General features: G+C 56.6%; 17 protein-coding genes, 1 tRNA gene and 1 pseudogene. 5 read left to right on the top strand and 14 right to left on the bottom strand.

What is annotated here, in order from left to right; translation table 11 throughout:
* Nucleotides 1-108: 108 nt before the first annotated feature.
* The 4 genes from V7730_RS06635 to V7730_RS06620 all read right to left on the bottom strand — a co-directional run bounded on the left by V7730_RS06635 (nt 109) and on the right by V7730_RS06620 (nt 3,659).
* Complete coding sequence (locus V7730_RS06635; RefSeq protein WP_335746809.1) at nt 109-627, bottom strand: tetratricopeptide repeat protein; 519 nt, start codon at nt 625-627, stop codon at nt 109-111.
* A gap of 118 nt (nt 628-745) precedes the next feature.
* Entirely contained in the window at nt 746-901 is a 156-nt protein-coding gene (locus V7730_RS06630; protein ID WP_335746808.1) for a hypothetical protein, read from the bottom strand.
* 125 nt (nt 902-1,026) lie between these two features.
* A complete protein-coding gene (gene purB, locus V7730_RS06625) occupies nt 1,027-2,331 on the bottom strand; it encodes an adenylosuccinate lyase (protein ID WP_335746807.1) in 1,305 nt (434 codons plus the stop codon).
* A gap of 113 nt (nt 2,332-2,444) precedes the next feature.
* Nucleotides 2,445-3,659, bottom strand: a complete 1,215-nt coding sequence (locus V7730_RS06620) for a bifunctional alpha/beta hydrolase/OsmC family protein (RefSeq protein WP_335746806.1) — start codon at nt 3,657-3,659, stop codon at nt 2,445-2,447.
* A gap of 147 nt (nt 3,660-3,806) precedes the next feature.
* Here V7730_RS06620 and V7730_RS06615 point away from each other — a divergent pair, with 147 nt between their 5' ends.
* Nucleotides 3,807-4,976, top strand: coding sequence for a trans-sulfuration enzyme family protein (locus V7730_RS06615; protein ID WP_335746805.1), 1,170 nt, complete (start codon nt 3,807-3,809; stop codon nt 4,974-4,976).
* A 66-nt stretch (nt 4,977-5,042) separates the two neighbouring features.
* Here V7730_RS06615 and V7730_RS06610 read toward each other — a convergent pair whose 3' ends face one another.
* Both V7730_RS06610 and dddP read right to left on the bottom strand, forming a co-directional pair.
* On the bottom strand, nt 5,043-6,065 hold the full coding sequence (locus V7730_RS06610; RefSeq protein ID WP_335746804.1) for a LysM peptidoglycan-binding domain-containing protein: 1,023 nt from the start codon (nt 6,063-6,065) through the stop codon (nt 5,043-5,045).
* A gap of 430 nt (nt 6,066-6,495) precedes the next feature.
* On the bottom strand, nt 6,496-7,845 hold the full coding sequence (gene dddP / locus V7730_RS06605) for a dimethylsulfonioproprionate lyase DddP (RefSeq protein ID WP_335746803.1): 1,350 nt from the start codon (nt 7,843-7,845) through the stop codon (nt 6,496-6,498).
* A 113-nt stretch (nt 7,846-7,958) separates the two neighbouring features.
* On the opposite strand from dddP, the gene V7730_RS06600 reads away from it, so the two are divergent.
* Nucleotides 7,959-8,750, top strand: a complete 792-nt coding sequence (locus V7730_RS06600) for a heme-dependent oxidative N-demethylase subunit alpha family protein (protein WP_335746802.1) — start codon at nt 7,959-7,961, stop codon at nt 8,748-8,750.
* On the opposite strand, the gene V7730_RS06595 is transcribed toward V7730_RS06600, so the two are convergent.
* The 5 genes from V7730_RS06595 to V7730_RS06575 all read right to left on the bottom strand — a co-directional run bounded on the left by V7730_RS06595 (nt 8,720) and on the right by V7730_RS06575 (nt 12,667).
* The gene (locus V7730_RS06595) at nt 8,720-9,145 is read right to left on the bottom strand and encodes a glyoxalase superfamily protein (RefSeq protein ID WP_335746801.1); all 426 of its coding nucleotides are present in this window, start codon (nt 9,143-9,145) and stop codon (nt 8,720-8,722) included. The two genes, V7730_RS06600 and V7730_RS06595, sit on opposite strands and share 31 nt — an antisense overlap.
* A 222-nt stretch (nt 9,146-9,367) precedes the next feature.
* Nucleotides 9,368-10,171 carry a lytic murein transglycosylase gene (locus tag V7730_RS06590; RefSeq protein WP_335746800.1) on the bottom strand — a complete coding sequence of 268 codons (804 nt, stop codon included), beginning with the start codon at nt 10,169-10,171 and terminating at the stop codon, nt 9,368-9,370.
* An 87-nt stretch (nt 10,172-10,258) separates the two neighbouring features.
* Nucleotides 10,259-10,771 carry a hypothetical protein gene (locus V7730_RS06585; protein WP_335746799.1) on the bottom strand — a complete coding sequence of 171 codons (513 nt, stop codon included), beginning with the start codon at nt 10,769-10,771 and terminating at the stop codon, nt 10,259-10,261.
* Nucleotides 10,772-10,877: 106 nt separating this feature from the next.
* On the bottom strand, nt 10,878-12,284 hold the full coding sequence (glnA, locus tag V7730_RS06580) for a type I glutamate--ammonia ligase (protein ID WP_335746798.1): 1,407 nt from the start codon (nt 12,282-12,284) through the stop codon (nt 10,878-10,880).
* A 44-nt stretch (nt 12,285-12,328) separates the two neighbouring features.
* Complete coding sequence (locus V7730_RS06575; protein ID WP_259995692.1) at nt 12,329-12,667, bottom strand: P-II family nitrogen regulator; 339 nt, start codon at nt 12,665-12,667, stop codon at nt 12,329-12,331.
* 167 nt (nt 12,668-12,834) lie between these two features.
* Here V7730_RS06575 and V7730_RS06570 point away from each other — a divergent pair, with 167 nt between their 5' ends.
* Entirely contained in the window at nt 12,835-14,526 is a 1,692-nt protein-coding gene (locus V7730_RS06570; protein ID WP_335746797.1) for an NAD(P)H-hydrate dehydratase, read from the top strand.
* Nucleotides 14,527-14,581: 55 nt separating this feature from the next.
* Here V7730_RS06570 and V7730_RS06565 read toward each other — a convergent pair whose 3' ends face one another.
* Complete coding sequence (locus V7730_RS06565) at nt 14,582-15,103, bottom strand: Hint domain-containing protein (protein ID WP_335746796.1); 522 nt, start codon at nt 15,101-15,103, stop codon at nt 14,582-14,584.
* A 149-nt stretch (nt 15,104-15,252) separates the two neighbouring features.
* Between V7730_RS06565 and V7730_RS06560 the strand changes: the two genes are divergently transcribed.
* Nucleotides 15,253-15,337, top strand: a tRNA-Leu gene (locus V7730_RS06560).
* 104 nt (nt 15,338-15,441) lie between these two features.
* Here the strand turns inward: V7730_RS06560 and V7730_RS06555 are convergent.
* Nucleotides 15,442-15,584, bottom strand: a pseudogene (locus V7730_RS06555) (IS3 family transposase); the annotation flags it as partial.
* 409 nt (nt 15,585-15,993) lie between these two features.
* Nucleotides 15,994-16,920 (bottom strand): alpha/beta hydrolase, encoded by a 927-nt coding sequence (locus V7730_RS06550; RefSeq protein ID WP_335746795.1) that lies wholly within the window; start codon nt 16,918-16,920, stop codon nt 15,994-15,996.
* A 61-nt stretch (nt 16,921-16,981) separates the two neighbouring features.
* On the opposite strand from V7730_RS06550, the gene V7730_RS06545 reads away from it, so the two are divergent.
* Entirely contained in the window at nt 16,982-17,113 is a 132-nt protein-coding gene (locus V7730_RS06545; protein ID WP_335746794.1) for a hypothetical protein, read from the top strand.
* Nucleotides 17,114-17,160: the final 47 nt, after the last annotated feature.

Genomic DNA, 17,160 nt, shown 5'->3' with positions numbered 1-17,160 from the left:
TGAAAGGGGATGAACTATGTATCGCGGCTAAAGGTAAAAAATGACTGAAACTGGCGCGTCTTCAAACAACTAACGGCGCAGCCTTTGGTATGGGTTAAAAAGCGTGTTTTACCAGTCAATCGGGCGGCCGGTTGCGATGGCGGTGCGCAGAGATGCTTCGGCCCAAGAACCAGTGCCACCGTGCACGCGGATCTCGCGCAGTTGCTCAAGCGCGGCGGAGATATTTCCATCGGCTACAAATCCTTGGCCCATATAGGCGCGGGCCAAAACGTTGCCGGGGTTTTTATCCAAAGCGCGGACATAATATTCCATCGCGGCCTCTGCTTGGCCCATCTTGCGGTTGGTGAACCCCATATAGGTCAGCGTGCGATCATCATCTGCGGGCAACTGTGCCAGCAAAACCTGCGCATCGGCATAGCGGCCATCGTAGGAAAGCGCGCGTACTTCTTGGTAAAGCGCATCGGTGTCCAGCGTATGACCATTGGTGCTGACGCAGGTTTTGGTCTTCTTGTCGTAAATAAATCCGCTTTCGCATTGCGGCTTTTTCGGAGGAGCCTGTTCCTCACTATTGGCGAAGACTGCGACAGGCAGTGAAATGGCAAGGACGGTAGCCAAGAGAAAGCGCATAAGAGGATACTCCGGAAAACTCTGATAACGAATATTTAGAACGAAGTCGTGCGCGGGAAAGAAAATACTGTGCCACGCACGACCGCTTGGGAGGGAAGGGACATCAAGTGCTCTGATGTCAGGTTGTGGTTTCCACGCAGCTGTTGCTTTCGGCATCATAAACGGGGCCTGCAGCGCAAGACATGGCCTGCTTGTCATAGTTGCAGCCAGAGGCAAAACTCAACGTGGGTAGCAGGATCAGGACGACGGTAGAAAGTGCAATCTTCATTTTCATGTTCATTACTCTTTTTTGACAATGAAAAAAAGTAACGCGAAACGGCGCAATTTCAAAAGAAATCGCGCCGCTTGTCAATTTGCCGCATCACAATCTTGCGATACTAGGCTGTGTTTGCGCAATTATCAGGCGCCGAAAACACGTTTGAAAATTGTATCAACATGTTTGGTGTGATAGCCCATGTCGAATTTTTCTTCGATCTCTTTAACACTTAGGGCTGCAACAACCTCTTCGTCGGCCAGCAGCTCGGTTTTGAAGTCCTTGCCGTCATCCCAGACCTTCATCGCATTGCGCTGTACCAGCTTATAGCTGTCTTCACGGCTCACGCCTGCTTGGGTCAGCGCCAAAAGTACGCGTTGGGACATCACAAGACCGCTGAATTTGTTCATGTTGGCCAGCATGTTATCGGGATAGATCAGCATTTTTTCGATCACGCTGGTCAGGCGGTGCAGGGCGAAATCCAATGTGATTGTCGTGTCGGGGCCAATCGCGCGCTCCACTGAGGAGTGCGAGATATCGCGCTCGTGCCAAAGGGTAACGTTTTCCATCGCTGGGATCACGGCCATGCGGATCGTGCGCGCCAGACCTGTCAGGTTCTCGGTCAGCACAGGGTTCTTCTTGTGCGGCATCGCGGAGGAACCTTTTTGGCCGGCAGAGAAAAACTCTGCCCCTTCTAGCACTTCGGTGCGCTGCATATGGCGCACTTCGGTCGCTACGTTCTCGATCGAGCTGGCGATAACACCGAGGCAGGCAAAGAAGGCGGCGTGGCGGTCGCGCGGGATAACCTGCGTGCTGATCGGTTCTGGAGTGAGGCCCAGCTTCTCGCAGACGTGCTCTTCTATGGCGGGGTCGATGTTGGCGAAAGTACCGACCGCGCCGGAAATGGCACCGGTGGCGATTTCTTCACGCGCAGTTTTCAGGCGGCGCAGATTGCGGTCCATCTCGGCGTAGAAGCGCGCAAAGGTCAGGCCCATTGTAGTAGGCTCGGCGTGGATGCCGTGGCTGCGGCCCACGCGCACGGTGTCTTTATGTTCAAACGCGCGGCGCTTGAGCGCGGCCAGAAGCAGATCCATATCCGCGATCAAAATGTCGGCTGCGCGGGTCAACTGGACGTTAAAGCAGGTGTCGAGAACGTCAGAAGACGTCATGCCCTGATGCACAAAGCGCGCTTCGTCGCTGCCGACATGCTCTGCCAGATGCGTAAGGAATGCGATGACGTCATGCTTGGTGACGGCTTCGATCTCATCGATGCGGGCTACGTCGAATTCAACGTCTTTTGCTTTCCATACGGCTTCGGCGTTGGCGCGGGGGATCACTCCGATATCGGCCATGGCATCACAGGCGTGCGCCTCAATCTCGAACCAGATGCGGAACTTGGTCTCGGGAGACCAGATTGAAACCATTTCAGGGCGGGAATAACGGGGGATCATTGGCACACCTTTTTGTGACACTACAAGGGACACAGGCGCAATAGACCGATGTCGCGCCGAGAACAAGGTGCCCGCGGCGCGCAAAGGCCGAAGGGGGTGTCGATTGGTGACTATTACACAAGAGCTGTGTGTATTTCCGACGTCCGCTCCAGCGTGCGGTGGACCGGGCAACGGTCTGAGATTTCCAACAGCCTTGCGCGCTCCTCAGCGCTGAGCTTGCTGCCGATCAGGGTGATTAGCCGGTTGAACCGGTCGATTTTCTCTCCCGAACCGGTTGCCGCGTCCTGCGCGTGGACCTTGTCGTGGCTCACATCCACGCTCACATGCTCCAGCGGCCAACCTTTGCGCCGCGCATACATGCGGATCGTCATAGAGGTGCAGGCGCCAAGACTGGCGGCGAGAAAGCCGTAAGGCGACATGCCCATATTGGTTCCGCCATAGGCGCGCGGCTCATCAGCCAGCAGATGCACATGGGTGCCAGAGGAGATATCTTGCAAGAACCCGTCCGGGTCCGCCTCTGAAACGCGCACGATGCCTTCGGGCGTGCCGACGGGCGGTGCGGGCATTGGCAGGTTGATATAGCGCGCGGCCCATGAGGCGATCACATTGGCTGCATATTCTGCATCCTCGGGGTGCGAGATCAGATGGTCGGCACTATCGAGGGACACAAAGCTTTTGGGGTGTTTGGCGGCCATGAAAATCTGTGCGGCACTGTCGACACTGACAACCTTATCCAACGGCCCATGCATCACCAATAGAGCCGTTTTGAGGTGGGCCAAGACATCGCCCAGCACACCGTTTCCAGTATCCTCAATGAAGGATTTGCCGATGGTAAATTTGCGCCCGCCCAGATCGACCTCTGCTGCGCCATCCCGTGTGATTTGTGGCAAAGCATCAGCGAAATGCTGGTTCACATGGGCAGGATCGAAAGGTGCACCGATCGTGACCACGGCCTTGATGCCGTCCAGCTTGCTTGCCGCTTTGATCACCGCAGCGCCACCCAGTGAATGACCGATTAGCAGGCTTGGTGGCATACCTTTCTGCGTCGCCCAATTGGCGGCGCAGACCAGATCATCCACATTGCTGGTAAAGGACGTATTGGCGAATTCTCCCTCGGAGTGGCCCAAGCCAGTGAAATCAAACCGCAGAACGGCGATTCCCATCGCTGAAAGGCGTGCTGCAATCCGCCGTGCGGCTGCGATATCCTTGCCGCAGGTAAAGCAATGCGCAAAGAGCGCAGTGGCCAGATGCGGCCCCGCCGGTAGATCCAACCGTGCAGCGAGCTGTGATCCATCGTGGCCGGGAAATGAAATTTGATTTACGGGCATGCAACAGCCTCCTTCTTTCGCTACTTAAAGTGGCGCTATGCGACGGCAGGCGCAATAGGCTGACACAGGCTTCACGGCCAAGTGACAGAACGTTTGCACAGGCTGCGCGCAAGGCATACACCTTTGATAAGCAAAGACACTCCCGCAATGAAAGCCCGCGCCATGTCCTCCAAACCTATCAATTCTCTTCGCCCCGCAACGATTGCCGCCCAAGCAGGTGGGCTTCTGGATGATGCAACTGGTGGTGTCGTGCCGCCGATTCATCCCGCGACGACGTTTGTGCGCGATGAAACCTATACACCAGCGGTCGATGGCAACGTCTATTCTCGCTCACACGCGCCAAACGGCCGGATGGTCGAAGGTGTGCTGGCCACCCTTGAAGGCGCGCAGGAGGCATTGGTGTTTCCCTCAGGCATGGCGGCGGTTGCAGCTGTCTTCCGCACCCTGCCAGCCGGAGCCTGCGTGCTGGTGCAAAGCCAGATCTATTGGGGCACCACGGCGTGGATCCGCGCCTTTTGTGAGCGTCGCGAGATTACGTTGATCGAGGTTGAGGCCGCAGACACACAGGCGTTCGCCACCGCCTGCGCAGCGCATAAGCCCGCATTGGCTTGGGTCGAAACTCCGTCCAACCCGTGGCTGCGGATTGTGGACATTGCTGCCTGCGCGCAAGCGGTGCAAGGGGCTGGTGGTCTGCTGGTTGCTGACATGACGACTTCTACGCCAGTGCTGACCCGTGCGCTTTCTTTCGGTGCCGATATCGTCATGCATTCCGCGACCAAGGGGCTGAACGGCCATTCGGATGTGTTGGCCGGTGCGTTGGCCTGCGCGGATGCAAGCAGCCCGATCTGGCACGCCATCCGAGCAGATCGCGACATGGCGGGTGCTGTGTTGGGACCGTTCGAGGCATGGCTGCTGCTGCGCGGCATGCGGACGTTGTCCCTGCGGGTTGAGCGGATGTCCTCCAACGCGCAAAAACTGGCTGAATATCTGTCGGACCATCCTGCGGTCGAGGCCGTTCTTTACCCCGGCCTGCCGTCCCACACCGGCCATGATCTGGCCTGTACCCAGATGAAAGGCGGCTTTGGTCCGCTGCTGTCATTTGTGGTTAAAGGCGGCGCCGAGGCAGCGCTGGCGGCGACTGCACGCTTGCAGCTATTCCACCGCGCGACATCTCTTGGTGGGGTCGAGAGCCTTGTCGAGCATCGCCACACCATCGAACCGCATACAGGTATCCCCGAAGGCCTGTTGCGTCTGTCGGTAGGGATCGAAGATGCGGGTGATCTGGCAGACGATCTGGGTCAGGCACTGGGCCAGTAACATACCACAGTAACGCAAAAATGCGGGAGCATGCTCCCGCATTTCAACGCTGACAAGTTATAGCTGTCAGGCCTTGGGAATACGCAGACGCTGGCCCACACGGATTTTGTCGGGCTGGCTGATCTGTGTTCTGTTTGCCTTATAAATCCGCTCGAAATCGTTGGTGTTGCCGTAAAATTGCAGCGCAGTATAGGCAAGGCTGTCGCCGGGCTCTACCACATAGAACTTTTCGCCCTGTGCATTGGTAAGTCCGCCCGCTGCTCCGGCCTTGGCAAGCATCTGCTGCGCTTCACGGCGGATTTTGGTGCCTGCGCGCTGCTCTTCCGGTGTGCCGTTTTCCAGGGCACGTTCCACCAGATCAAACAGCAGAATGTGGCCGTTAACACTGCCATCGCTGCTGACCACGGAGTTGGAGTGCTTCACGATCCCGTTTTCAGCAGCAGCGGCAAGGAAACGCTCCAGCTCGGTTTGGTCTTCCTCATGGCCCACAAAAGCAAAGTGGATACGGCCCGAGAAATCTGCGTCTTTATAATTGGTATGGGATTCGTAATTACCCTTCACCACTGCTGTTACCAGTTCTTGCATCCCGGCATGAATGATCGCGAGGGTTTCAAGGCGACGGGCATTGCTCAGTGTGTTTTTGTCCAGCTCAGGCTGGGTTGAAGGCGTGAGCGCCGCGTTGACGAGCGAGCGGATTTTGTTCGCTGTGGTGTCCGGAGCCGTCAGGGCGACGGCCGCAGGCTCTGGTGCTTTCGGAGCAACCGAAGACTCGCCCGCAGCCAGTGCTTGCATGACCTGTGTCGCCGGATTTGGGGTGGCAGCCGCCGCCATGACAGCAGGCGCAGGTGCCGTAACCGTCAGCAAATCGGGAGCGACCGTGCGCGTCACATCTTGCGGCTCCTGAGCGAACTGCTGCGCTTGGGACAATTGTGCGACCATGTCGCTCATTTGTGCGATTTGTTGTTGCTGAGATCGCATCTGGACAACAACCAGCGTGATCACGATCCCTAGAATGAAGGCCCCGCCGCCCTGAGCCGCATAAAGCGCGATCCGTGACGCTTCGGAGCGTCGGGTGGATCCGTTAAGCATGGTCGGCTTCCTTCTTTCGACGAGAATTTACACAAAGCTACTCTGGCGAAGCGCACGCAAACCACGACCACCAATATCGGTGATGTGGATCAGAGCGCGGTGCCAGACGTTTTTGAAATCGAATAGGAAAGCGTGCAGGCTTGGTACAAATACGTGTCCCGTCGAGCGTGAAACCGGCTGCGGTGCAGCTGTGCTGCTCGCACAGACATACACGCGTTGCCGCGTATCATGCCGATTCATGCCCATATGACCCCCCAGATCAATCAACTATATGTCGCGTTTGCGGCTGGCAGGCCCGCAACCTATAACTGGCGTACATGTTGCAGTCGAAATTCGACAGGTCAATTTTAAATGACCTATATGGCTGGGACTGTTGGGAAATTTCTCCCGCCAAAGCTCATTGCGAGCGCGGCAGGCCATTTGCGCCGTATCAATCCATGCGGTGACCCATCAAGGCAGGATCGAACGGATAAGTGGTCAAATTTTCGAACCCGCTCTCGGTGATCAGGACCTGATCTTCGAGCTTGATCGAGAATTTGCCCCCCTCGGGGCTGACCAGCGCCTCCACACACAGGACCATTCCGACCTCAAGGGGGTGGTCATAGGCACCCTCAACGGCATGATCCTGATACGCGACCAAGGGCCATTCATCGCACAGCCCAACGCCATGCATCAGGCATCCGTATTTCTGTTTTTGGAACTGCGCATCAAGGACGTGGGTATTCGCTGACAGCTCGGGAATCATCACGCCGGGTTTGAGCATTTGCATATTCTGCATGATGTGTTCGACGCCGTGTTGCATGGCATAGACCATTTCGGGCGGTGGCGCCTGATGGCCAATCCACCAGCTGCGCGAGATGTCTACACAGATGCCGTAACTGCCGACCAGATCGGTATCAAAACTGATGATCTCGTTGGGTTGCGTTATACGGGGGCCGCATTCCTGAAACCACGGATTTGTGCGCGGACCAGAGGACAGCAGCCGCGTCTCGATCCATTCGCCGCCGCGGCGGATATTTTCGGCGTGCATGACAGCCCAGATGTCATCCTCTGACGTGGTGCCAAGGGGCACATTCGCCCGCGCAAAATCCTCCATCGCACGCACCGAGGTCTCGCAGGCGTGGTTGGCGCAGCGCATGGCAAGGATTTCATCAGGCCCCTTGATGCTGCGCGACTTCTCGGTGACTTCCTCACCATCCATGACTTCGAAGCCCAATCGCTCTAGCGACCGCAAGCCGTGCAGCATGATCTTGTCTACAGCAAGCCGCATCTCTCCACCGCCATGCGCCATGACCAGATCGAGAATTTCGCCCGCCAGAGCATCGGCGGCCACGCCTACCTTGTCACCGCGATCAAAATAGAACAGGTCCGCGCCTGAGCGCTGTTCGCGCACCAGCGGATTGAATTCGCTCAGGAAAGGGGAGTTCTTATAATCCCACATCACCATATATCCGTCCGCACACAGCAGGACCGCGCGGAAAGGGTTGTGCGTATTCCACAGCTGCATGTTGGTGCTGTCGGTGGCATAGCGGATGTTGAGCGGGTCAAACATCAGCAACCCGCCGTAGCCGCGATCAACGATGTGGCGCGTAAGCCGCTCCCAGCGGTAGCGGCGCATGGCAGCCAGATTGGGCAGCACCAGCCCCGCAGCCTCCCATTCGCGAAAGGCGAGTTGTGTGGGCCCAATCTCGACACGGTCGGCATCATTTGGGGAGCCGTCGGGCAGGGTGGCGCCCTTTGTCGGGTCGATCTTGCGGGTCTCTCTGTAGTGCTGGTTCATGGCTGGCCTCCCTGTGGGTCAGCGTGACGCAAAAATGCACCCGTGCTTGAATGTTTGCGACAAGGTTTCATGTCGCTTTTGCTAGAGATCCGGCTGTGCAATAGATTTTATCTATGACTGTGATTGTACAAAATACCCTGCCGCTGGAGATGCTGGAAGAGGCCGGATTGCTGGGCATGGCACCGGTCGACCCGCATGACTGGCTGCGCGTGGATGAGGCGTATGGCACGCAGATGCAGCGGCGACTGACGCTGTTGGCAGGGTCGCGGGAGGCTGTGCTGTGGATGGACCCGACGGCGCTGGACGTCGCGTGTGAGGTGCTGGCGGAGGCTTTGACTGTTCTGCCTGAGCTTGGATTTACCGTGAAGATGCAGGAGGTGATCTGCCACGACGGGCGTGTTGTCGCCATCGATAACGAAGAGCCGCTTTTAACGCTGGGCAGGTTGGTCCGAGAAGATATCTGTCTCTTGCGTAAACACGGATCAGAGCAAGTGCTGGTTGGCGCTGTGCTTTGCTTTCCGGCCAGTTGGCGGCTGGCCGAAAAGGCGGGCAGGCCGTTGGTCGGCATCCACGAACCCTTGGAAGAGTACGATGACGAACTGGCGCGACGGGTGCAGCGTCTGTTTGACGGGGTGCGGGCAGGGCGGCCGCTTTGGCGCTTTAACCGGCTTTGGTATGACGATCCAGAGCTGCACCAGCCACGATCTGCACAGCGCCGCGGCGGATCGAACCTAACCGGCTGGCCGCCCCCTATATCCGTTCGGAGCGGCAATGCATCGTGCGTATGCCAGTCAGTGAGGTCGTCGTCTTCTCGATCCACACGTACGTTGTGGCCAAGTAAAAGCGCCCGACAAAAAGCCGGACGCTCTGGGGATCACTCTGGCCCCACAACCATATGTGGCTGACCGTTCGAGGTCTTCTGCGGCGACTCTCCGGTGGCATTCACCTTGGTGTTCACCTGTTGGCGCAGGGAGGTGAAATACTTGGATTCCACTACATCGACGGGCGCGTCAAAGCGCACCGTCAGGGACCAGTAGCCAGAGGATGACAGGCTCGCCGCCTTGATCATGCCCCGAAACGGGTGGCCAAGATAGCGACCCGACACGCGCTTGCCGGGGTGCCATTGCAGTGCGCTGACATCAGCTTTGGCAGCAAGCGTGTTCCAGTCGCGCATGCCCCATTGATGCGCGACAGTCTCAAGTGCTGCGGCATGGGTCATCTCGGTGCCTTTCGCGCCCAATTCGGCACGCAGGCGTTTTGCTTGTGCCTTAAGCACATCGCGGGAAGGTATTTGTGTCATTGTCCATCACTCCAAAAGCGTGGCGTCTGAGGTGTCCGCGTTGCCTGCATTCCACGGATCGGTGTGGTTGAGGACGAAATTTGCATAGCAGAACTTCACCGGATTGCGGACGGCAGGGGCCTGACCCTAGGACCGCAGATAGGGAGGACGTGCGCGAAACGCAAGACCCCGACCATTTGCATGGCCGGGGTCTGTGACATCTTGGTTATGGCGTGTAAGGGATCAGCCGTCGATCTTGGCGCCCATGATCGCAATTGCCTGCTGATAGACCGTCGCAGCATTCCACTGTTTGATCACGGCATAGTTGGGCTCGCCCTGCTGGTATCCCTGACCGGGCTTCCAGCCTTTTTTGCGCAGGAAGTTCGCGGTTGAGGCCATCGCATCGGTTTGGTTGTAGAGATCCACACGACCGTCGCCGTTGCCGTCAACGCCGTACCGTAGGGCGTTACCGGGCAGGAACTGAGTATGGCCCAGTTCGCCATGCTTTGCGCCTTTGGTGTTGGACGTGATTGAACCACGGTCGACCAGCATAAGCGCGCCAATGGCATGGGGTGTGAAAAAATCCGAACGACGGCAATCATAGGCCAGCGTTGTGATGGCTGAAACAACAGCCGAGCTGCCCATGAAACCGCCAAAACCGGTCTCCATCCCGTGAATGGCCAGCAGCACGCCAGCAGGCACGCCGTACTGTTGCTCCAACGAGGAATAGAAGCCCGCATTCTTGGCCTTACGTTTGCGGCCTTGGCTCACAATCGTGTCCGCCCCGCGCACCTGAAGGAATTTGTCCAACGTGTATTTGAAGGATTTTTGGTTGCGGTCGGCCTGAATTGTCGCCGTGGCGTATTGGGCGCTAGCCAAGGCTTCAAGGCCGCGCTGCTTTACGCCGGCCTTTTTTGCCTCAGCGGCAAATGCAAATTTCCAAGCATCGAAACCGCCCGCGTTGTTGCCGCATTGGGCCGCTATCGCAGGTGCGGCGAGTGTGGCCGTAAGCGCCAGCGAAATGGCGACAGTTTTGATGGAACGCATGTTATTCTACCTCTGGTGTTGGGTTCGCGGCAGATTAACTAACCTAAAGGCCGTTGCAAAGACCTTGTTTGTTTGGCAATTGCGCTGTTACAGGGGTGGACGACAAATCTGTCCAATGCGATAGGCAATAACTGGCGCACCCGCTTGTTTGTGGTCCAACCCTTCGGTTGGCAGATCATCCGGGTTGCCGTACCGGGCTATTTGCTCTGCGTGTATCTTTCCAAACGCGGCCATAAGAGCGGTCGGCGGATTGGTCGCGACATGCAATGCGGTAACCGTTTTTGATGGATCAACTTCGGCTGAATCGCTGTCGGCTTTATGCATGGCACGCGCGCTTCTCAGTGAGGCTGCGGCTAGCTTTGTTTGTGTTATCTGATCAGCAATACGGTCTGCGAAGGGACATAATGTGATGCTGAGTGTGAGGCAAATGCCGCCAACAGTCATCACCGGTTTGGCGAACCCTCCTGATTTACGCGGCACGGACCGTGAGGTAGTGGCTAATAGTTCAGCTTTGCTGGAAGAGGTGGTTTGCTGACCCTCAGCGGCCAAAGAGGCAAGGCGATCTTCGAAACTTTTTTGCGTTTTTATCTGGTGGCTCATGGTGCTCATTGCATTCTGCCGCCGGTTGTTGCCCGAAGCCTGGCCTGAATTGGACGAAAAAAGGGGCGCCCCGAGAGGCGCCCCTTAATTCAGTCTGCTGATTGGTTTAGCAGCTGTAGTACATGCCGAACTCGACAGGGTGAGGCGTGTGCTCGTACTTGTGCACTTCTTCCATCTTGAGGCCGATGTAGCCTTCAATCTGGTCTTTGGTGAACACGTCACCAGCCAGCAGGTAATCCATGTCCTTGTTCAGCTCGTCCATTGCTTCGCGCAGGGAACCGCAAACCGTTGGGATGCCGGCCAGCTCTTCTGCAGGCAGGTCATACAGGTTCTTGTCCATGGCTTCGCCGGGATCGATCTTGTTCTTGATGCCGTCGAGGCCGGCCATCAGCAGGGCTGCAAAGCACAGGTAGGGGTTCGCCGCCGGATCGGGGAAGCGGGCCTCTACGCGTTTGGCTTTAGGGGATTCTGTCCATGGAATACGAACGCAGCCGGAGCGGTTGCGCGCGGAATAAGCGCGCAGAACGGGCGCTTCAAATCCAGGGATCAAACGCTTGTAGCTGTTTGTGGTCGGGTTGGTGAAAGCGTTAAGCGACTTTGCGTGTGTCAGGATGCCGCCGATGAAATACAGCGCTTCTTGAGACAGATCAGCATATTTGTCGCCGGCAAACAGCGGCTTGCCGTCTTTCCAGATAGACATGTTCACGTGCATGCCTGAGCCGTTATCGCCGTAGATCGGCTTTGGCATGAATGTCGCGGATTTGCCGTAGGCGTGGGCGACGTTGTGCACAACGTATTTGTACTTCTGGATCTCGTCGGCTTGCGTAGTCAGCGTGCCGAACAGCAGGCCCAGCTCGTGCTGGCAAGACGCCACTTCGTGGTGGTGCTTGTCAACCTTCATGCCCAGACGCTTCATCGTCGAGAGCATCTCGGCGCGCAGGTCTTGTGCTTCGTCGACGGGGTTCACAGGGAAGTAACCGCCCTTAAGGCCGGGGCGGTGACCCATGTTGCCCATCTCGTAATCCGTGTCGGAGTTCCACGACCCGTCGGACGCATCAACTTCATAGGATACTTTGTTGATCGTGTTGGAGAATTTCACGTTGTCAAAGAGGAAGAATTCCGCTTCGGGACCAAAATACGCCACATCGCCGATGCCGGAAGACTTCAGGTAAGCCTCGGCTTTCTGGGCTGTGCCGCGTGGGTCACGCTCATAGGATTCGCCTGTGTCAGGCTCAACAATAGAGCAGTGCAGACAGATTGTTTTTTCCGCATAGAAGGGATCGACATAGGCGCTGGCCGCGTCGGGCATCAGCTTCATGTCGGAGGCTTCGATGGATTTCCAGCCCGCGATGGAGGAGCCGTCAAACATGAAGCCTTCTTCAAGAAAATCTTCATCAACTAGATCGCTTACCACGGTGACGTGCTGCAGTGTGCCGCGTGTGTCGGTAAAGCGGATATCGACGTAATCGATGTCCTCATCTTTGATCTGTTTCAACAGGTCTTTGTTGTTCATGGCGATGTCCTTTTACTTTGGTCTGGTCGCGTTAGATTTGTGGATTACAGGGCGTCTGAACCGGTCTCGCCGGTGCGGATGCGGATCGTTTGCTCAACCGGAGAGACAAAGATCTTCCCGTCTCCGATTTTCTCTGTTTTGGCGGCGTTTACAATGGCTTCAATCGCGGCATCGACCTGATCATCATCAAGAACGATTTCGACTTTCACCTTTGGCAGAAAATCCACCACATATTCAGCGCCGCGGTACAGTTCGGTGTGGCCCTTCTGACGGCCAAAACCTTTTACCTCGATCACAGAGAGGCCCTGAACACCGACGTCCTGAAGGGCTTCCTTCACCTCGTCGAGTTTAAAGGGTTTGATGATCGCTTCGATCTTTTTCATGCTGACCTCCCTGAATCTTTCACCGCAGTGATTTCATCGCTGCTGAAGGGAATCCAGACGCGACAGGAACTACACAAAGCGCTAAGCTGGAAATATATGCGGTGCGCTCAAAAACTAGGCGACATGATTAAAAAGTAGACGGAAGTGAATCGGAGTTTGGCGGCAAAATGACAGAGCTTTTGACAGCACAGCAAATGCGCGCGGTTGAGCAGCAAGCTATTGCCGCCGGAGAGGTCACGGGATTGGCTCTGATGGAGCGTGCAGGCCGTGGGGCAGTTGATGCGATATTGGCCCATTGGCCAGCGCTTTGCGAAGGGCGCCAGCACGCGGTGGTTCTTTGTGGCCCGGGTAACAATGGCGGCGATGGTTTTGTTGTCGCGCGGCGTTTGCGTGACAAAGGGTGGGACGTCGAAGTTTTCTTCTGGGGAAACGCGGCACGTCTTTCGGCCGATGCTCGAAAAAACCATGATGTGTGGGCTGCGATGGGGGAGGTTCATCCTCTGACGCCAGAGCGTGCAGGGGAAGGGCCGCGTCCCGTGCTGTTGGTCGATGCAATGTTTGGCACCGGCCTGAACCGCGCCATTCCGCTGGAGTTAGCCAAAGCCTTTCATGCAGTTGAGCAGCGCGAGGCAGGAGGGGCGCACCCTTGGTTCGTGCCGTTCCATAAAGTGGCGCTTGATTGCCCGTCAGGGATGGACAGCGATAGCGGCAAGTTTTTGCTGCCACCACGGCCCGAAGAGGTGGGAGATGAAGATGAGACGTTCCAGAAATTGCACGCGTGGTTGCAGGACGACGCGTCAATGCGTCTTCTGAATGTGGACCTGACGCTTACCTTCCACCGTCGCAAGATTGCTCATGCACTGGGGGAAGGTGTGGGCGACGTGCGTGTGGTCGATATCGGTCTGGGTTTAGAAGATCTGCATCCCGCGCATTTGGCGTTGCCGCGCTCCTCGCAGGCGGTAACTGCGCTCGAATTCGAGGCCCCTCACATCCGGACGCGCAGCATTTGGCCGGGGCGTGAATTGGACAAGGGGCATGGGCTTAGACAACATAAGTTCGATCATGGTCATGCGTTGGTTTTGTCGGGGTCAGCGGGAAAAACCGGTGCCGCACGCATGGCGGCGCGCGGTGCACTGAGGATCGGTGCGGGGTTGGTAACCCTTGGGGTCCCGCGCGGCGCGAAGGCCGAGGTTGCGGCCCAGATCACGGGGCTGATGCAGGCAAAGACGCAAGACGCCGACGAATTGGCGGAAATTTTGCAGGACAAACGCATCAACGCGCTGTGCCTTGGGCCTGGAATGGGGAGGAAACGTGCGCGCAAGCTGGTGCCGGTGGCTCTTGGTGCCGCGCATGAGCCGCGTGTTGTGTTGGACGCGGACGCTCTCAGCGCCTTTTCTGAAGTGCCCGAGGAGTTGTTTGGTCTGCTTCACGCGGGCTGTGTCCTGACCCCTCACGGCGGTGAATTTGCGCGCCTGTTTCCGGATGTTGCTGACAGGCTGCACGCGCCCGCGCTCGAAGGGCCTGCTTATTCGAAGATCGATGCGACACGAGACGCGGCCAAGCGCGCAGGCTGCGTTGTCTTGTTTAAAGGTGCCGAGACCGTGATCGCTGCGGCCGATGGAAGGTGCAGCGTCAATATCGCCCGTGGAGAGCGGGCTGCGCCCTGGCTTGCCACCGCAGGGGCAGGGGATGTGCTGGCGGGCTTTATCACCGGCCTTTTGGCGCGCGGGTACGAGCCTTTCGCGACGGCCGAGGTGGCGGCTTGGCTGCACGTCGAATGTGCGCGCGCCTTTGGGCCTGGTCTGATCGCCGAAGATTTGCCCGAAATTCTTCCCTCGGTCCTGAGAGATCTGCTTTAGGAACGCCAAAAACCCCGAAGAATCGGGGCCTTTTTTTTAGATGCGAGAGCAGGTCTTAGGCGGCGTGAAGAATCTGACCGCGGGCGCGGGCGCCGTCTGCGGTGCTGACTTCAAGGCCGTCAGCATAAAGAATATGCGGACCGTCACAGAAAATCTGGATCAGCGTTTGTTCCTGCATGCCAAGATCGCGAATAAATTCGCCATCTACCAGCGTGCGTGCAGCGACCAAAGCGCGGTCTGCGCTGAACATGGCCTGCGCGCGCCAGTCTCGGATCAAACACATCTGATCGCCAGCGAGAATCGCATCACGCTCCGGTCGGGTGTGACCAAGCGATCCTGCCGCCAAAGCGATGGTATGAACCATGCGTTTTGTCCGCTGAATATGCTCGACGCGGGCAATGCCGCTGTCGCGTGTGATGACTTTGTCGCCGACACTTACAAACTCTACAGGCATTTCGCCCTCAAGTGTCAGTAGCATGGTGCCTCGCAGCAGCCCGGTATCACGGGATGCATAAGGCGCGTATTGGCCCGTTTGTGGATTTGCTCCACCAACGCGCCCGACCGTATTCGGTTTCATGGGCGTCTCTCTTGTTATCTAACCTGCCTCAGGTTCTCCCAACAATATGACAAGATAATGTTTATGTCGCGTGTTTTTTTGTCTCGCCTCTTTGATTGTGGTTTGTTAGTGACTTCTCAGCCGCTTCGGAAATTTCCGAGTCGGCCAGTGCGGGTGTGGCGGAATTGGTAGACGCACCAGATTTAGGTTCTGACGCAGCAATGCGTGGAGGTTCGAGTCCTCTCACCCGCACCAATTTTTTATGTTATTAGTATCTATATCAGTAATTTATTGATGTGTGGATTTCCCTAGCGCCCTCGTTGATCCCCTTTTTGTGCTTTGCTTTAACCAACCTTTATTTGTATCTTCCAGTGATGATAGGTTTGTTCAGTTACGCCGATCTGTCTGATTGCATCAACCCGAAGAATGCCTTGCCCATCAGGTCTTCAACCTGCCGCAACTTCACGACAATCTCTTTCGGCCTGGGGCTCTTAATAGCCATTTTAGGTGCTCCACCTTCCTAGTTATAGGGGCGGACCCCTTCAAAGGGAGAGGATCAGCAAGGTCTAGTTGGAACCGTTTACGTCATCTGCAGAAAAGGGCGGTTTTCGAATTTTTACTGTATTTGTGATGTAGGTATTCAGCTTTGCTGGGAGGGGTGTCCAGCTGTGCCCCTCTTCATGAGTGACTGGCCGACTAGTTTAGTCCAATGCATTCACTTGCTGGTAAGGCACCGGGCAGAAAGGTCCTGAGAAGGTTCATTCACGCGCGTCTCAGCGTTACTATCCTATTCACCGTCAACACAGAAAGCGGACTAGGTTTCGTGGCGCTTAGACTGAAACGTTTCGGATTACGTACTTAGAGCATATTTAATTTGCGAGTTTGGTATTTTTGCGGGTGAGATGATCGAGCTACTCTCCGTAGCCCCGCGTCAACACCGCGTCGACATGGAGCAATGCTGCTTCCAACGAGGTACGCCAGAAATTCCAGTCGTGACCGCCTTCGGTGACCCGGAACCGGTGTTTGATTTCCGCATTTCGAAATGCAAAGTGCAGATCCGTGCTAGCTTCGAAAAAGGGATCATCTGCGCCGATATCAAAGTATAATCTCGGGATGCGCTTGAAGCGCGCCTTGTCGGTTTGATCTGCTAGTGTTTTCGGTAGCAGCGCCGTCCAAGTCTCGTTCAACCGTTCTTCGCCCTTTAAATCGGCACCCAGAACGCCAGCGTAACGGCTGCGGTATCCGTCAGATGAAAGATCCAGCACCTGCTTCGGCGTTCGGAACGCCGCACTGATGGCAGCCACCCCTGCAAATGCATCGGGCGCCTGCATTTGATAGATCGTAGCGGCCACTGCCCCCATTGAAATCCCAAGAACGGCGCGGGCATCCCCACCACCAATCGCACGATGTCGCTTTTCGATGGCGGGCATGAAATCTTCGAAGAACATCGTTTGCCAAAGCACGCGGCCGTCTTGATCGTCCAGAAAATAAGTTGCTATATCGTTGGCTTCGTCCCGACGACCGTCAGGCGCAATGGCAATCAGTGGCCGGATTGTGCCCTCGCTAATCATTCGGTCAAGTGTCTGGCCAAGCCCAGCAATAGTGAACCAATCGCTTGGCTGTCCGTTACCCCCACCGTGCAGCAAGTACAGCACAGGGTAGGACCGGTTATCCTTTTCATATTCAGGCGGCAAGTATAGCGCATAGCGTACGGGACGCCCCAGAATATCGCTCCCCAGAGCGTTATCAAAACGGATCTCGGCCATCGCAGGCGCAACCAGCCACATGCTCGTAAGCCACAAGCGGGCCAGCAAATAAAACAGTCTAAAACCGATCATAGAACCCTCTTGCCCAGCATCAAACCAACACACCCGCTTCAAGCAACCTTGCGATACTTAGGTGCGTATTTGCAAGGAGCACGAATATTCATCTGAGAAAGGCGCGATTTTCGTAGAACTCGTCGACATGGCGGAGAAGGCATTCGGCGAGGATGTTGTAGATGATGTGCTCGACAAGGCCGACCTTGATTGAAGTGGTCCTGCTTTTTAGGACAGTTTTGCGGCTTGGCTAAGATGCAT

This window comes from Sulfitobacter sp., from assembly GCF_036961165.1.
GTDB lineage: Bacteria > Pseudomonadota > Alphaproteobacteria > Rhodobacterales > Rhodobacteraceae > Sulfitobacter.
This window is presented reverse-complemented; position numbering and strand designations above follow the sequence as displayed.

Coding starts and splice junctions, on each gene's coding strand:
- V7730_RS06610 (WP_335746804.1), bottom strand. CDS start 6,065: ATGCTTAACGGATCCACCCGACGCTCCGAAGCGTCACGGATCGCGCTT.
- V7730_RS06585 (WP_335746799.1), bottom strand. CDS start 10,771: ATGAGCCACCAGATAAAAACGCAAAAAAGTTTCGAAGATCGCCTTGCC.
- V7730_RS06595 (WP_335746801.1), bottom strand. CDS start 9,145: ATGACACAAATACCTTCCCGCGATGTGCTTAAGGCACAAGCAAAACGC.
- V7730_RS06635 (WP_335746809.1), bottom strand. CDS start 627: ATGCGCTTTCTCTTGGCTACCGTCCTTGCCATTTCACTGCCTGTCGCA.
- dddP (WP_335746803.1), bottom strand. CDS start 7,845: ATGAACCAGCACTACAGAGAGACCCGCAAGATCGACCCGACAAAGGGC.
- V7730_RS06575 (WP_259995692.1), bottom strand. CDS start 12,667: ATGAAAAAGATCGAAGCGATCATCAAACCCTTTAAACTCGACGAGGTG.
- purB (WP_335746807.1), bottom strand. CDS start 2,331: ATGATCCCCCGTTATTCCCGCCCTGAAATGGTTTCAATCTGGTCTCCC.
- V7730_RS06570 (WP_335746797.1), top strand. CDS start 12,835: ATGACAGAGCTTTTGACAGCACAGCAAATGCGCGCGGTTGAGCAGCAA.
- V7730_RS06550 (WP_335746795.1), bottom strand. CDS start 16,920: ATGATCGGTTTTAGACTGTTTTATTTGCTGGCCCGCTTGTGGCTTACG.
- glnA (WP_335746798.1), bottom strand. CDS start 12,284: ATGAACAACAAAGACCTGTTGAAACAGATCAAAGATGAGGACATCGAT.
- V7730_RS06590 (WP_335746800.1), bottom strand. CDS start 10,171: ATGCGTTCCATCAAAACTGTCGCCATTTCGCTGGCGCTTACGGCCACA.
- V7730_RS06600 (WP_335746802.1), top strand. CDS start 7,959: ATGACTGTGATTGTACAAAATACCCTGCCGCTGGAGATGCTGGAAGAG.
- V7730_RS06565 (WP_335746796.1), bottom strand. CDS start 15,103: ATGAAACCGAATACGGTCGGGCGCGTTGGTGGAGCAAATCCACAAACG.
- V7730_RS06615 (WP_335746805.1), top strand. CDS start 3,807: ATGAAAGCCCGCGCCATGTCCTCCAAACCTATCAATTCTCTTCGCCCC.
- V7730_RS06620 (WP_335746806.1), bottom strand. CDS start 3,659: ATGCCCGTAAATCAAATTTCATTTCCCGGCCACGATGGATCACAGCTC.
- V7730_RS06630 (WP_335746808.1), bottom strand. CDS start 901: ATGAAAATGAAGATTGCACTTTCTACCGTCGTCCTGATCCTGCTACCC.